13 protein-coding genes are annotated in these 13380 nt (G+C 32.0%); 10 read left to right on the top strand and 3 right to left on the bottom strand.

The window, feature by feature from the left end; all coding sequences use genetic code 11:
- The first annotated feature begins 80 nt into the window (after positions 1 to 80).
- The 9 genes from BMX53_RS07705 (at position 81) to BMX53_RS07665 (ending at position 7422) form a co-directional block, all read left to right on the top strand.
- Positions 81 to 695, top strand: a complete 615-nt coding sequence (locus tag BMX53_RS07705; protein ID WP_074745516.1) for an alpha-ketoglutarate-dependent dioxygenase AlkB family protein — start codon at positions 81 to 83, stop codon at positions 693 to 695.
- Between the two features lie 7 nt (positions 696 to 702).
- Positions 703 to 1272 carry a Crp/Fnr family transcriptional regulator gene (locus tag BMX53_RS07700; RefSeq protein ID WP_074745514.1) on the top strand — a complete coding sequence of 190 codons (570 nt, stop codon included), beginning with the start codon at positions 703 to 705 and terminating at the stop codon, positions 1270 to 1272.
- A gap of 63 nt (positions 1273 to 1335) precedes the next feature.
- Positions 1336 to 2280, top strand: coding sequence for an alpha/beta hydrolase (locus BMX53_RS07695; RefSeq protein ID WP_074745512.1), 945 nt, complete (start codon positions 1336 to 1338; stop codon positions 2278 to 2280).
- Between the two features lie 30 nt (positions 2281 to 2310).
- Positions 2311 to 2886: a Crp/Fnr family transcriptional regulator gene (locus BMX53_RS07690; protein ID WP_074745510.1), complete on the top strand. Its 576-nt coding sequence runs from the start codon at positions 2311 to 2313 to the stop codon at positions 2884 to 2886.
- 64 nt (positions 2887 to 2950) lie between these two features.
- Positions 2951 to 3388 (top strand): carboxymuconolactone decarboxylase family protein, encoded by a 438-nt coding sequence (locus BMX53_RS07685; protein WP_074745508.1) that lies wholly within the window; start codon positions 2951 to 2953, stop codon positions 3386 to 3388.
- 317 nt (positions 3389 to 3705) lie between these two features.
- Positions 3706 to 4230, top strand: coding sequence for a hypothetical protein (locus BMX53_RS07680; RefSeq protein ID WP_038986453.1), 525 nt, complete (start codon positions 3706 to 3708; stop codon positions 4228 to 4230).
- A gap of 102 nt (positions 4231 to 4332) precedes the next feature.
- A complete protein-coding gene (locus BMX53_RS07675) occupies positions 4333 to 5055 on the top strand; it encodes a DUF4397 domain-containing protein (RefSeq protein WP_074745506.1) in 723 nt (240 codons plus the stop codon).
- Between the two features lie 269 nt (positions 5056 to 5324).
- Positions 5325 to 5921 (top strand): PH domain-containing protein, encoded by a 597-nt coding sequence (locus BMX53_RS07670; RefSeq protein WP_074745504.1) that lies wholly within the window; start codon positions 5325 to 5327, stop codon positions 5919 to 5921.
- Positions 5908 to 7422, top strand: a complete 1515-nt coding sequence (locus tag BMX53_RS07665; protein WP_074745502.1) for a PH domain-containing protein — start codon at positions 5908 to 5910, stop codon at positions 7420 to 7422. The genes BMX53_RS07670 and BMX53_RS07665 overlap by 14 nt, the downstream gene beginning before the upstream one ends.
- Positions 7423 to 7476: 54 nt before the next feature.
- Here the strand turns inward: BMX53_RS07665 and BMX53_RS07660 are convergent, their stop codons facing one another.
- Positions 7477 to 8049: a Crp/Fnr family transcriptional regulator gene (locus tag BMX53_RS07660; protein ID WP_038986457.1), complete on the bottom strand. Its 573-nt coding sequence runs from the start codon at positions 8047 to 8049 to the stop codon at positions 7477 to 7479.
- Between the two features lie 472 nt (positions 8050 to 8521).
- Positions 8522 to 10603 carry an LTA synthase family protein gene (locus tag BMX53_RS07655; protein ID WP_074745500.1) on the bottom strand — a complete coding sequence of 694 codons (2082 nt, stop codon included), beginning with the start codon at positions 10601 to 10603 and terminating at the stop codon, positions 8522 to 8524.
- 430 nt (positions 10604 to 11033) lie between these two features.
- On the opposite strand from BMX53_RS07655, the gene bioB reads away from it, so the two are divergent.
- Positions 11034 to 12008, top strand: a complete 975-nt coding sequence (bioB, locus tag BMX53_RS07650) for a biotin synthase BioB (protein ID WP_074745498.1) — start codon at positions 11034 to 11036, stop codon at positions 12006 to 12008.
- Between the two features lie 125 nt (positions 12009 to 12133).
- On the opposite strand, the gene BMX53_RS07645 is transcribed toward bioB, so the two are convergent.
- Positions 12134 to 12871, bottom strand: a complete 738-nt coding sequence (locus BMX53_RS07645) for a hypothetical protein (protein WP_074745496.1) — start codon at positions 12869 to 12871, stop codon at positions 12134 to 12136.
- Between the last annotated feature and the right edge of the window lie 509 nt (positions 12872 to 13380).

Raw genomic sequence — 13380 nt, 5'->3', positions numbered from 1 at the left:
TAATTGCTTTAATTTATAGCATGACATTTTTTATACTCCGTTAGATATTTTCTAAACTTGTATAATAAAAATCAAATACTATGGATTTGTTTAGTGATTATAATCAAGAGTTTACTAATCTCCTTCCTTATGATGGAGAAGTAGATTATTACGGTATTGTATTAGATAAGAAGACAAGTGATTATTATTACCAAGAGTTTCTCTCGAATATTGATTGGCAACATGATCAAGCTATTATTTTTGGGAAGAAAGTTACCACTAAACGCAAAGTAGCTTGGTATGGTGATGTGTCGTTTAGCTATACATATTCTAATATTACTAAGACAGCTTTGGCCTGGACAGAAACTCTAGTTGCTCTGAAGAAACTTATAGAAGAGAAAACGGGTGAGACCTATAATTCTTGTTTACTTAATCTCTATCATACAGGTGAAGAAGGTATGGCTTGGCATAGTGATGGAGAGAAAGATTTAAAAAAGCACGGAGCTATTGCATCTGTAAGTTTAGGAGCAGTACGTAAGTTTGCTTTTAAACATAAGATTAATGGTAACAAAATTGACATAGTTTTAGATCATGGAAGCTTGTTAGTAATGAAAGGTACAACACAAGAAAATTGGCTACATAGACTACCTCCAACTAAAGTAGTACATACTCCACGTATTAATCTTACCTTTAGAACCATCGAAATAAAAGAATAAGGGATTTATGAAACAAAAGTCATTTAGTACACTGTCTAATGTAATGAATCAAGAATTATGGCATACACTATTACCATTACTTCACGAAGAAGTTCTAGACAATAAAGAGATGCTAATCCGAGAAGGAGAGATAGCAGATAAGATTGTGTGGATTAGAGCAGGAGTGTTGCGTTCTTATTTTTTGTTAGAAGATGGACAAGAACGTACGTACTGTATTACTTTTGATGAGAGTATGATGACAGCGATGACGTCTTTTATTTCAGGCAAACCTTCTAAAGAGAATATTCAATCTATAGGAACAACAGAATTATACGTATTATATAAGGCAGATGTAGATAAGTTATGTGAGAATAATATAGTATGGACTATCTTTTTTAAGCAGCTGTTAGAAGAGCAATTTATGGAGTTAGAAGAGAAGCTTTTTGATATTCAACGTTTAGAAGCAAAGGAGAGATATCTAAAACTATTGCAGCACTACCCCCAATATATCCAGCGAATACCAGGTATATACTTGGCCTCATTCTTAAATATTACCCCACGACATTTGAGTCGAATACGCAAGGAAGCTCATTTATAGACCTATGTCCTCTTTTTAGTTATTTAAAGCCAAGACCTTTGTGCTTTAAATAAACTATTAGATATGAATATAGATAAAGAACTATTATTAGCTCTTATGATGAGTGCGTGGACACAAATTCCTTATGATACTCTCTTAGAGTTTAATCCTCAGCAGATCCGTGTAGAAGAAGAGCAATTGATGAGATTAGAAGGACAAGTAACAATTCCTACTGATTTAGAGGTGTATAATAAAGAGATTCTTACATCATATAATACTTCTTTGAGCTTAAGAATTTATAAGCCAAAAGAAATACACAAACCATTACCTGTAGTTTTATTCTTACATGGTGGAGCCTTTATCTTTGGTAGTCCAGAGCAATATGACTTTCAATTGTTCGACTTAGTGCGTGAAGCTCAGGTTATTGTTGTATCAGTTGATTATCGACTAGCCCCAGAGTATCCTTTTCCTGCTGCTTTAGAAGACAGTATTATTGCTCTTCAATATGTTTATAAATATGCAGAGACTCTTGGAGGAAATAAACAAAATATTAGTGTAATGGGAAGTAGTGCAGGGGGAACTATCGCTTTGTCATTACTACACCTAAATAGAGATAGTGATAAGATACCGATAACTAATGCCTTTATTCTATATCCACCTACTTCAGATAAATTAGACACACTATCTATGCAGACTTATGCTAATGCACCTATGCAGTCTAAACATAGTGCTATATATATGTGGAAACATTATTTATCAGGGAACGAGAGTAAGTGGAGAGAGTATGCTATCCCAAATCAAATGAATGATTATGAAGATCTACCACCGATGACATTTATCTTAGCAGAATGTGATCCTCTTATTGATGAAGCTAAAGAGTACGTAAAGTTAGTACAGCAGAGTGCTGGACAGATAGAAGTTAAAGAGATAAAGGGAGCAGTGCATACTTTTGATTTCTTTGAATGTGCTATTACTACTGATTTCACTCAGTATAAGATGGATTATTTTAAAAAGTTATACTCGATGTAAGTATATTTATCACATATTAAAATAAGAGATATGAATAACTTCAAAAGACATTTAGAAAAGTTTATTGGTCAATTATCAGAAGAAGAGATAGAGACTATACTATCTTATTTTGAAATCATTACTGTGAAGAAGAAAGAGGTTTTACAAGAAGCAGATATGCTATGCGATAAATTATTTTTCGTAGAGCAGGGCTGTCTTAGAAGTTATTATATGAAGGCTAATGGAGTTGAGCAGACTATAGATTTCGCAATAGAGAACTGGTGGTTAACAGATAATATGGCTTTTGAACATAAGAGTAATAGTGGATTTTATATTCAATCTGTAGAAAAATCCCTTGTTTTGACCATTACTAAGGATAAGTTCTCAGCGTTATTAGTCAGTCATCCTATTATGGAGAAGTATTATAGACAAGTATTTCAACGTGCTTATGCAGCGGCTCAGTATCGCCTAAAGTATCTATACGAATTTAGTAGAGAGGAGTTGTACTTCCATTTTGAAGAGCGTTTTCCTGAGTTTATTCAGCGAATACCACAGTATCTGATGGCTTCTTATTTAGGTTTTAGTCCAGAGTATTTGAGTGAAATTAAGAAGAAGAGGTTTTCTTAAACCTGTTTAAGTTTATTGCTGCTCGTATAGAATAGCTTTGTCATAGTTAAATAAAAGAACAATTATGGCAAAGAGAAAAACAATTTACAGTGTTGAGCCAAAGGCTTATGAGGGAATGATGATGTTAGAAGAATATCTAAACAATTCTCAGTTAACACCTATTCATAAAGAACTTATTAAGATCAGAACATCTCAACTCAACGGATGCGGATATTGTCTAGATATTCATACTCAGGATGCTATAAAGTATGGGGAGACAACTAGAAGACTTTTTGTGTTAGCAGGATGGCAAGAATCAGAATTATTCACAGAAGAAGAACAAGTAATCCTAGCAATGACAGAAGCGGTTACTTTTATTCATAAAGGAGGAATAAGTAACGAGTTATATGTTAAGGCACAACAGTTATTCAACGAAGTGTATTTAGCACAACTAATTATGTGTATGGTAACTATAAATGCTTGGAATAGAATAGGAGTAGCTACTCATATGAAAGCAAAATAATCAATACTATAAAAAGCAGAAGAACTATCTTCTGCTTTTTTGCTTTTTATATAAATAAGAGGTTATTTACTGTTATCTCCTGATATAGATTGTAAAGTATTTTTGCAGGAGAGCCTTAGTTTGTATGGTATCTGGTTGATTAATAAGTAATTATTTTAAAACGTGATAAAGTGAAAAAACTATAGATATTTATGAATAATTGTTGAAATATTCTTAATTTTAGTAAAGTCCTATTTAGAATAGGTTAGGTAGTAGGGGATTATAGCCTATTATCTTTAATAAAGTGTGTTACCTAATTCATTAATATCTATTTTACTATGATAAAAGATTACTTGAATAAACTAGTAGGCATTCGCTTAAAAGGTAGAAAGAAAGAGTTGATACTAGGTATAGTATTAGCGTATAATGAAAAGTGGGTATTAACTAAGTGTAATGCTGTTGATTATATTGTAGATGGGTATGAGTTAATTGCTATAGATAAGATCTCTACTATAGAACGCGGAGAGAATATCACCTTTATTGAAGAGGTATTAAAGGCAAAACACGTTGATTTTTATAGTACTCCTATACAATTGAAAAATAATATCTTTCATACTCTTAAAGATATCGGAAGTAAATATGGTGCTTTTGGCCTAGAATTTAAAGAAGAAGACTGTGTTTATGTTGGTAAATACATGGACAGTGAAGATGATGAGTATTTTGCTTTCGAAGAATTATCAGCTTCGGGTGAGTGGTTTGAAGAGATAGAAGAGTTTAAGATTTCTAAAGTATATAAGATAGATTTTGATGGAGACTATGTAGAATCCTTATTACTATATGCTAATAGAAAACTTAGTGAGTAAATATATTAGAAACTTTTAATGTTTGTTTATCATACAATTGCATGGTTATTGTTTACATTGTCAGTGCGAAAAAATATAAGTACCAATTTTAAAAGATTTATTATGAAAAGAGTTTTAAGCTTTTTACCCATTTTGTTTTTGAGTCTATTCTTGTTTAGCTGTAGCAGCGATGATAACTATATAGACGTGTCTAACCAAGTAGGAGGTTTTACGATGGTTAATGCCTACGAAGGTAGTGATGCTGTTATCTATGCAGCAGATGGTCGTGCTATCCAGAATCCATATTACCCTATGATATACCGCAGTGTTGGTTATATTAACTTATGGTCAGGAACTAGATTTATAGAAGTATTTGGATTCGGAGAGTCTAGAGTACTTGCTAATAAAACACAGAAGATACTTCCTCAGCAGTTCTATACTTCTTTTATAGGTGGAGGAAAAAGTAAACCTATTCATTTTATTACAGAAGATGTAGTAAACAAAATTAATCCTCGTGAAGATGCTAAACAGTCAGGAATACGCTTCTTTAACCTTAGTTCTGATGAGGTAGTGGCTACTGTTGAGTTTAATGGTAAAGCTTTAGTAAAAGAATTTGAAAACAGAGTACAAGACAATGAAACAACTGTAGTTAATACTCAACGTTTTAATGTTGTGGATTCTAATACTTATACTATTTCTATCAAAGACAAAGACGGTAAAGAAATAGTAAAACGTGAAAATATAGTATTAGAACCTTCTAAATTTTACTCTATTATGTTGACAGGATCAAAGGATAATGCTAATAAACCTTATTACGTTGGTGTAGTAAATCAATTAGTGAAATAAGAGTTATTAATTTATAAAATACTAGATCCCTTATAACCAGGTTTAGGTTATAAGGGATTTTTTGTTTCATATACATTAGATGAGTTATTATAGAGTTCACGATTGGATAAGAATGTTTAGCATTTTTTAGTTGTTATTATACTATAGTTATATACTGTTTTTTAGTTGAGCTTTTGTTGTACATAAGCATTATGTAATATCTTTACTCGACTGAGTACATCTGTCACTATAGAATAGATGAATAAAGCACAACTTAACAATAGAAAGATATGTTTGACAATAAACAAATAGATATAAGTACACTACCTCAAGTAGCACAAGTAGATTTTAAAAACTTGCACCCTAAGTATAAGACGGTAATAGGGATAAGGTTATTAATAGCTAGTATTTTTATTCTTCTGCTTTCATCTTCTCCCTATATATTTCAACACATCACTAATAGTTTACCTATCAGTGATATTTGGCTTGTTTCTATTTGTGGAGTAGGGGTCTTGTTAGTTATTCTGATGTGTATTATTTCTTTAAAAGGAGTGCAAATGAAAGGGTATGCACTTAGAGAACACGACATTATTTATAAGACAGGGATTATTAGTAGAAGTCAGACTGTTATTCCATTTAATAGAGTTCAACACGTGGTGGTATATGAAGGAGCATTACTAAGAGTTTTCGGATTGTGTACAGTAGAGTTTTTTACAGCAGGAGGTGCATTAGGTGATTTGAAAATATCAGGAATATCCAAAGAAGAAGGAGAGAGACTAAAAGCTTATGTGATACAGAAGATTACAAAGTCTGTAAAGCCTGCTTTAATAGTAGAAGAGAAAGAATATAAAGAATCTGAAATAGAGCGTATAAATGAGACAGAGTAACTTCTACAGACCTACTCGACAGGCTCAGATAGGTATAATTGCCAATTTTTTAAATGCATTACAAAAGGTAGTGAGAGCGTTTGTTCCCCTTTTAATTGTATTTTTTGTCAATAAACGCATCGAATTATCAACTAGTATTTGGGCATTTGTCATTATAGGAGCATTCTTAAGTTTAGGAATAGCCTATCTTAGTTATCGAAATTTCTTGTTTTATATAGATGAACAAACCAATTCATTCATTATCCAACAAGGAATAATAAACAAATCTAAAGTAACCATTCAGTTAGAGAAGATACAACAAGTTAATCTTAATCAGAGCTTTATTAATAAGTTAATTAATGTATACTCAGTAGAGATTGACTCTGCTGGTAGTAAGGATAAAGAAGCTACTATTCCGTCTATGGCCTTAGCAGATGCTAACGTTCTAAAGCAAATTTTGTTAGATTATAAATCTGAGAACCAATCAATACACTATACTAATCTATCAGAGTCAAATATTTCTACTGAATATCACCCGATAGAGACTAAGCGAATTAGTGTCTCTACACTACTAAAAGTAGGACTAACGACTAACTATCTCTACACATTAGGAGTTATTTTGTTGTTCTTTAATATGCTCTATGATACTTTAGTGAATAAGTTTGCTATAGAACAGTATGTTAATACTGATGAAGTAACGTCTTATGTAGAGAGAGGAGTACCTACTTTAATCATTATTTATCTCGTGGTTTTATTGATCGTAGCTATATTAGTAGTTAATGTAGTGCGTACATTTTTAAAGTTCTGGGATTTTAAAGCAATACTTTCAAGAGAGACATTACTATTATCTCATGGACTATTGTCTACACGTAATACTATTATACGCCCAGAACGAGTACAGAAGATAGAAGTAGAGCAAAACTATTTTCAAAAACTATTAGATATTTGTAGTTTGAAAATTAGTCAGGTAGCAGGAGAAGATACAACCAATAAGAAGACAGGTTTACAGATACCAGGATGTTCTGCTGTAGAGAAAGAAGAACTGTTTAATATATTAGTTGGCAGTGCTGGAGGTGATTATTCTACAGAGTTAAAGCATAATTATAGGTTTCTAGGTTTTAGAATCTTTCTTCTAATAGTCCTTCCTGCATCCTTGTTCACTTGTTTTTTTAAAACAGAGTTTACCATAACAGTATATAGTTATTTAATATTCACTTATTGTTTTGTAGTAGGACTAGTCCTTTATAGATTATACCGAGTAGGCCGTCTTTATGTAAGTGATTCGTTTATCGTTATTCGCAAGGGAGTATGGGATGTATCTCATATCTATATTCAACCTCATAAGATACAGAAGATTGTAGTATCACAGTTGTGGTGGCAGCAGTCTGCAGATGTAGGTAGCTTACAGATTTATACAGCAGGAGGTATTATTAGCTTTAGTACTACTCGCTATAGTGAGTTAGTACAGTTACGTGATAAGTGGCTGTATCAGGTAGAGTCAACTGCATTAAACTGGATGTAGTATATAAACTAACAGAGGGAGTAGTCACACTATTCCCTCTGCTAGTTTATATACTTATTCATCATCTTGAACCTTTTTAAGAGCTCTGTTTAATGTTCTAGTTGTTATTCCTAGATAAGAAGCCATATCTTCTTTAGATATATGTACTTGTTCTTTTTCTTGTAGTTCTAATAGTTTTTCTAGAGCGTGTTCTACAGTATACAGCTGTTGAAACGAAGCTCTCTCACTTGTGTGATACACTCTTAATGATTCTACTTCTAATAGCGTATTATTAAATGTGATATCGGTCTTTAATAGATGTTCGAATACAGATAGAGGTATGATATAAGCATTCACTGGAGTGATAGCTTCTACAGAGCATAAACAGTTCTTCTTACCGATAAACTCAATCTCACCCATAATCTCTCCAGTACTAAGAAATTCAGGGATATACTCTTTTCCGTTTTCTTCAGTGATAAAACATTTTGTGATACCTTCCTTTATAACTATTACCTTTGTGACAGGATCTCCTTGATGAAGGAGAATTTCCTTAGGCTTATAGGGCTGTAAGAGGATCTTATCATTAAACACATCAGTCTGCGCTAGCGATTCTATATACGATAGAAAATTAATATTTATTCTTAACATTTTTTTATAGCCTTAGGGACAAATGTCCTATGTGGGTTATACAATAATAGTGATTTTTGCAGTATCAAAATTAAGTATTATTACTTGTTAATCTAAATGAATTAAGAAGTTTTATACTAAGATTAAGAAGAATGCTGTGCTGGTGTTTTCTTTAATTTAATTTGATAAGTTTTTTTCAATTATATTTTACAAGTGATAAGTGTTTTTAAATCAGAAATGGGAGAGTAAGGTAAGTGGTACTGTCCCGTTTTTTGACTAATAATCACTAAGTTTTAAGACTGTTTGATCAATAGTTTATTTGATTTAATAATAATTCATTTGTAGATTGTAGGATTAAAATTCTAAGATATTTATAACCATCTTTCGTGTAGGTGTGGTGGTTATAAGTCTCGGATAATATATTCAAGTGATAAGTGTTTTTTAAAACAAAAACGGAAGAGTAAGGTAAGTGGTACTCTTCCGTTTTTTGTTTTTATTTATTGTATTGTTTATTCTGTAATTGAGTAGCTGTAAACTGATAGAACGATATCGCCTCATTTACATACTTCTGTTTAGGTTGCTTTATTTCGTCTAAAGGAGTTACTAACACATCTATTTTATTATCTTTAAAAGAATACTGTTTTATCTTCTGATTAGGACTCAGTATAGTCAGTGTATTGTCTCTTATATATCCTAAGTCTTGATAAGTAGCGATAAATGCTCTAGGTACATAATCTTCTTTTAATACATCAACTCCAAAGAATTTAGACTCATAATTAAAGTTTAGAATACCTAATAAAGTAGGCATTACATCTATCTGAGAGATCATTTTGTCTACCTTTTGTGGAGTCAATCCTTCGGGAGCATATATCATAGCAGGGATTCTATACTTGTCTAACGGTAATTCTGTCTTTCCTGCACTAGAAGCACAGTGATCAGCTAGAATAACAAAAACAGTATTGTTATACCAAGGTTGTTTCTGTGCAAGTTCAAAGAACTTTTTGATAGAGTAATCAGTGTATCTCACACCTTTATCGCGGTCATTACTTAAGTCAGATGTATCTATAACACCATCAGGATAAGTAAATGGACGGTGATTACTCACTGTCATAATATGGTTAAAGAATGGTTTACCTGATTGATACTCTTTATCCATTACTTTTATGGCTTTTTTGGCCATATCCCCATCAGCTACACCCCATATATTTTGGAATGTTATCTCATTAGGAGTAAAGTCTGATTTGTCTACGATATCATATTTGTTTCCTCCAAAGAAATCTTGCATATTGTCAAAGTACGCATCTCCACCATATAAATATTTGACAGCGTATCCATTTTTAGCAAATACAGATCCAGTTGTAAATTTGTCTTTATTATCCTTGCGTTTGACTACACTTTCTCCAGGAGAAGGAGGGATACACATAGTGATAGCTTCTAATCCACGTACTGTTCTATTTCCAGTAGCATAAGTGTTAGCAAAGAATACACTCTTAGTCGCTAAACTATCTAAAAATGGAGTAAGCTTCTTATCATTGCCATAATATTCCATAAAGTCAGCACTAAGACTCTCTATACTGATCAGCACTACATTCTTTTTAGAAGTTACCGTATCTCCTTGTATAGTTCTCAGTAGAGATTCTCCACCTGTATAGCTAGGGTAGAAGGTTTTTAGGTTAGTAGCTACTTCTTCTTGCGGTAGGGTATTATAGAATTTTAGGTAATCAATAACACTGTTATTAAATGCCTGATAAAACTTAAACATACCATTGCTCTCTAGTTCTTCTGTAAAAATGTTGTTTGTGTTAAGCGGTGTCATTATTTTATTGACTAATGCTAGTGAAAATCCGAATATAAAGAAGTAACATACACTAAGTAGAACTTTATTTCCAAGCGGAACGATGTTCTCTACCACATAGACTGTCTTTTTATAAATAAAGTAAGTTACTAGTAATGTAGTGATGCCAATACCAATAAATAAGGGAACTACAGGATAAGACTCAATAATATTACCGATAACCTCATTAGTATATACTAGATAGTCCACAGCGATGAAGTTATATCTAACTCCAAACTCATTCCAAAAAAAGAACTCACTTATCGTGTTTTGAAGTAATACTAAAGTGAATAAGAATAAGACAAAGGCGTAATTAATCTTTCTGATTTTTAGTCTTTGATTAGGGAAGAACAAACAAAGTCCGAAGAAAGCCATTTTGATAGATAGAAATGTTATCGCTATCTCAGGTATTACTCCACCATATTCATTAAAAATAGTTTTGCCAAAAGTCACCCATCCCCATAGACCTAATAATATAGCGAAGATGATATACCCGTAAGGCTTGCTATACTTGTTATTTGATAGAAATATGAAGTATAACCAGAATACAATATAACCAAGGCTAAATATCACAGCATCTCTAAGTATACCTAAAGCAAATATAGATAAGAGCTCTAATACACTAAAGGAAGATGTAGTTATTGGGTGGTTGATTAAGATTATTCTTAGTACAATATTTAAAACTAAGTAGAAACTTAGCAAATACTTGTAAGGGACAAAGAAAGATGAATTAGTTGACATTTGTGTTTTAGTAATTCGTATTTAGTTAATAAAAAAATCATTGTTATAATAACTAACTGTAAAAGTATATTGTTATTGTGGTATAATTATTAAATAAGTATTAATTATAATAATATGTTTTTATAAATTATTATTAGTTTAATTAAATATGTACTAATCTGTTTGTTTTTGATATTTTGATAATTGTAATTTTGACTTGTTTTTAAGTAACTAGTTTGTTATTAGTGTGTTGAGAGTTTTTTACTTTTTTTGATATATAGGTATGTTATTTTTATAAAATCTAAATGTATTTTATTAGTTGTGTAATTTGTTTTGTGAGTTTCTCATAGTGTTATGCCATACAAGTGGATGAGGTAGTAATGTGAAAGTGGACTACCTAAGACTGAGGCATTCCTTATAGTTTTGGGCGAAATAAAAATAAACTAGAAAGATGAATATTAGACACGACTGGACAAAAGAAGAAATACAAGCGATATATGATACCCCATTATTAGAGTTAATCTATAAAGCGTCTACAGTACATAGACAATATCACAATCCGAATGAAGTACAAGTAAGTACACTATTGTCTATAAAGACAGGAGGATGTACAGAAGACTGCTCATACTGTGGGCAGGCAGCGAGATATCATACAGATATCAAGGTACAACGTTTATTGCCTTTAGAGACAGTGTTAGAGACAGCTCAGAAGGCTAAAGATAGTGGTTCGTCTCGTTTTTGTATGGCAGCAGCCTGGAGAGAAGTACGTGATAATAGAGACTTTGATAAAGTTATCGATATGGTAAAAGGAGTTAATGATATGGGCTTAGAAGTATGCTGTACACTAGGAATGCTTACAGAAGATCAAGCGAATAGACTACAAGAGGCTGGGCTGTATGCGTATAATCACAATCTAGATACCTCTGAGGATCACTATAATAATGTTATCTCTACGCGTAACTTTTCTAATCGTATCAATACGATAGATAATGTACGTAAAGCTGGTATCACAGTTTGCTCAGGAGGGATTATAGGTTTAGGAGAGAAGGACGCAGATAGAATATCTATGTTACACACATTAGCTACTATGCATAAGCATCCTGAGTCAGTACCTATCAATGCTCTAGTACGTGTAAAGGGGACACCTATGGAAGATATGCCTAAAGTAGATACATGGGATATGATACGCATGATCGCTACAGCGCGTATTATCATGCCTACTACGATGGTAAGATTAAGTGCTGGTCGTATCGAAATGTCAGAGTATGAGCAGGCAATGTGCTTCATGGCTGGTGCTAACTCTATGTTTTCAGGTGATAACGAGACGCTATTAGTGACCCCTAATCCTAGTCTGTCTGCAGATCAGATGCTGATGAAAAACTTAGGACTTAATCCTATGAGATCTAAAAAAGAAATGGCAGTATAGCTACATTATATACATTCATAAATAATCAAAAATCCATAGAAACAGGAGTGTTTCTATGGATTTTTTTATGAAAAGTGAAGAAGTAATATCAGTCTATATAGACTTGATATTATAGGATATATGTATTAGTTTTTTTTGGGTTTGACATAGACTATAGCAGCAGGGTTAAATGATTTGCTGTTATATAATATTTTGCTATTGTCAGTGTCTACCGAGTAGAAGAGTAACTCTGTTACGACCATTACTAATCTATCAGGATTATTTATTTCTTGTACCCATTGTTGTTGTTTTGTTTGCTCTTGATTCTTGTCAAGATCTAAAGTATATACTACGTGTGAAATGGGTTTATCTGTCAGTTCTTGATATTCATATATCATAAGCCTTAGTTTACTACTGTTAACAGTAGGAGGATAGAGTACATCTGACATAGTAGAGAAGGATGGTACTGTTATCTCTAGGTGAATATCATCTATCATTTCACACTGTATAGGAGCTAGTAAAGAATCTCTGAAAAGGCTATCTATATTAAAGTCAAAACCTGATAGCTCAAACATATCTGCTTTATTTAGTGTTTTGTCTTCATCACTAAGGGTAGTGTTTTTCTTTAATGCATTAGCTATTATTGAGTTAAATCTATTGTACATATAAGGATCATGTCTCTGTCCTAAGAATGGTTGTATTACATCTCTAACTTTTTTTGCACTTTTAGATATACCTCCGAATGTCTTAGCTTGTTTTAAGGTATTCTCATGTTTTTTATGTTGTCTAGGCGTTGTCTGCATTATATTCTTTTCTCTTACGATTCTTGTAATGGTTGGTCCCACCTTTCCTCTTATATTTCCTTTGTTATCTATTATCGCCATGATGTAATGTATTAAATTTATTGATGGTTTTATAAAGTGAAGTTAATTAATGCGTTAGATATATTTTAATAGTATTCAAAGAATAATCTAAGTGTAATGTAAGTATGGTTTAAGTACCATTTTACGGTGTTTTGGTACTTGCACTGTACTTACACTATACTAGCATTGTACTAAGAAGTGAAGTGAGGATTAAGTAAATCAAATATTTAGTAAAGTGTGACAAAGGCAAAAGTCTAAGCTTTTTTTTTAAACTAATACCATATTTTAGAAGAGTAGGGTATGTGGTTATTTAGAGAGAAATCTTATTGTGAAAAATATAGGTACTCTAAAACGGGATATTGTTTTTAGTAAATATTTTAATTCATTTTAAAATCCTGTTTATTAGTGTTTTATTAGTGTTTTATTTGAGTTTTTTAGTTGTTTTTTGATGGTTTAGTATTTTAAAGTATACTAATAAATATTGTTTTTAGTTTAATGGAACGGTTTTTGGTTTTATTAAGAAGATAAGC

It is taken from the genome of Myroides marinus (assembly GCF_900109075.1).
GTDB classification, from domain to species: Bacteria; Bacteroidota; Bacteroidia; order Flavobacteriales; family Flavobacteriaceae; genus Flavobacterium; species Flavobacterium marinum_A.
Note: the sequence above shows the minus strand (reverse complement) of the source record. Positions and strands in the feature narration are given on the sequence as shown.

Bases quoted from the DNA above. Each gene is read 5' to 3' on its own strand.
- BMX53_RS07705 (WP_074745516.1), top strand. From the start codon at position 81: ATGGATTTGTTTAGTGATTATAATCAAGAGTTTACTAATCTCCTTCCT.
- BMX53_RS07700 (WP_074745514.1), top strand. From the start codon at position 703: ATGAAACAAAAGTCATTTAGTACACTGTCTAATGTAATGAATCAAGAA.
- BMX53_RS07695 (WP_074745512.1), top strand. From the start codon at position 1,336: ATGAATATAGATAAAGAACTATTATTAGCTCTTATGATGAGTGCGTGG.
- BMX53_RS07690 (WP_074745510.1), top strand. From the start codon at position 2,311: ATGAATAACTTCAAAAGACATTTAGAAAAGTTTATTGGTCAATTATCA.
- BMX53_RS07685 (WP_074745508.1), top strand. From the start codon at position 2,951: ATGGCAAAGAGAAAAACAATTTACAGTGTTGAGCCAAAGGCTTATGAG.
- BMX53_RS07680 (WP_038986453.1), top strand. From the start codon at position 3,706: ATGATAAAAGATTACTTGAATAAACTAGTAGGCATTCGCTTAAAAGGT.
- BMX53_RS07675 (WP_074745506.1), top strand. From the start codon at position 4,333: ATGAAAAGAGTTTTAAGCTTTTTACCCATTTTGTTTTTGAGTCTATTC.
- BMX53_RS07670 (WP_074745504.1), top strand. From the start codon at position 5,325: ATGTTTGACAATAAACAAATAGATATAAGTACACTACCTCAAGTAGCA.
- BMX53_RS07665 (WP_074745502.1), top strand. From the start codon at position 5,908: ATGAGACAGAGTAACTTCTACAGACCTACTCGACAGGCTCAGATAGGT.
- BMX53_RS07660 (WP_038986457.1), bottom strand. From the start codon at position 8,049: ATGTTAAGAATAAATATTAATTTTCTATCGTATATAGAATCGCTAGCG.
- BMX53_RS07655 (WP_074745500.1), bottom strand. From the start codon at position 10,603: ATGTCAACTAATTCATCTTTCTTTGTCCCTTACAAGTATTTGCTAAGT.
- bioB (WP_074745498.1), top strand. From the start codon at position 11,034: ATGAATATTAGACACGACTGGACAAAAGAAGAAATACAAGCGATATAT.
- BMX53_RS07645 (WP_074745496.1), bottom strand. From the start codon at position 12,871: ATGGCGATAATAGATAACAAAGGAAATATAAGAGGAAAGGTGGGACCA.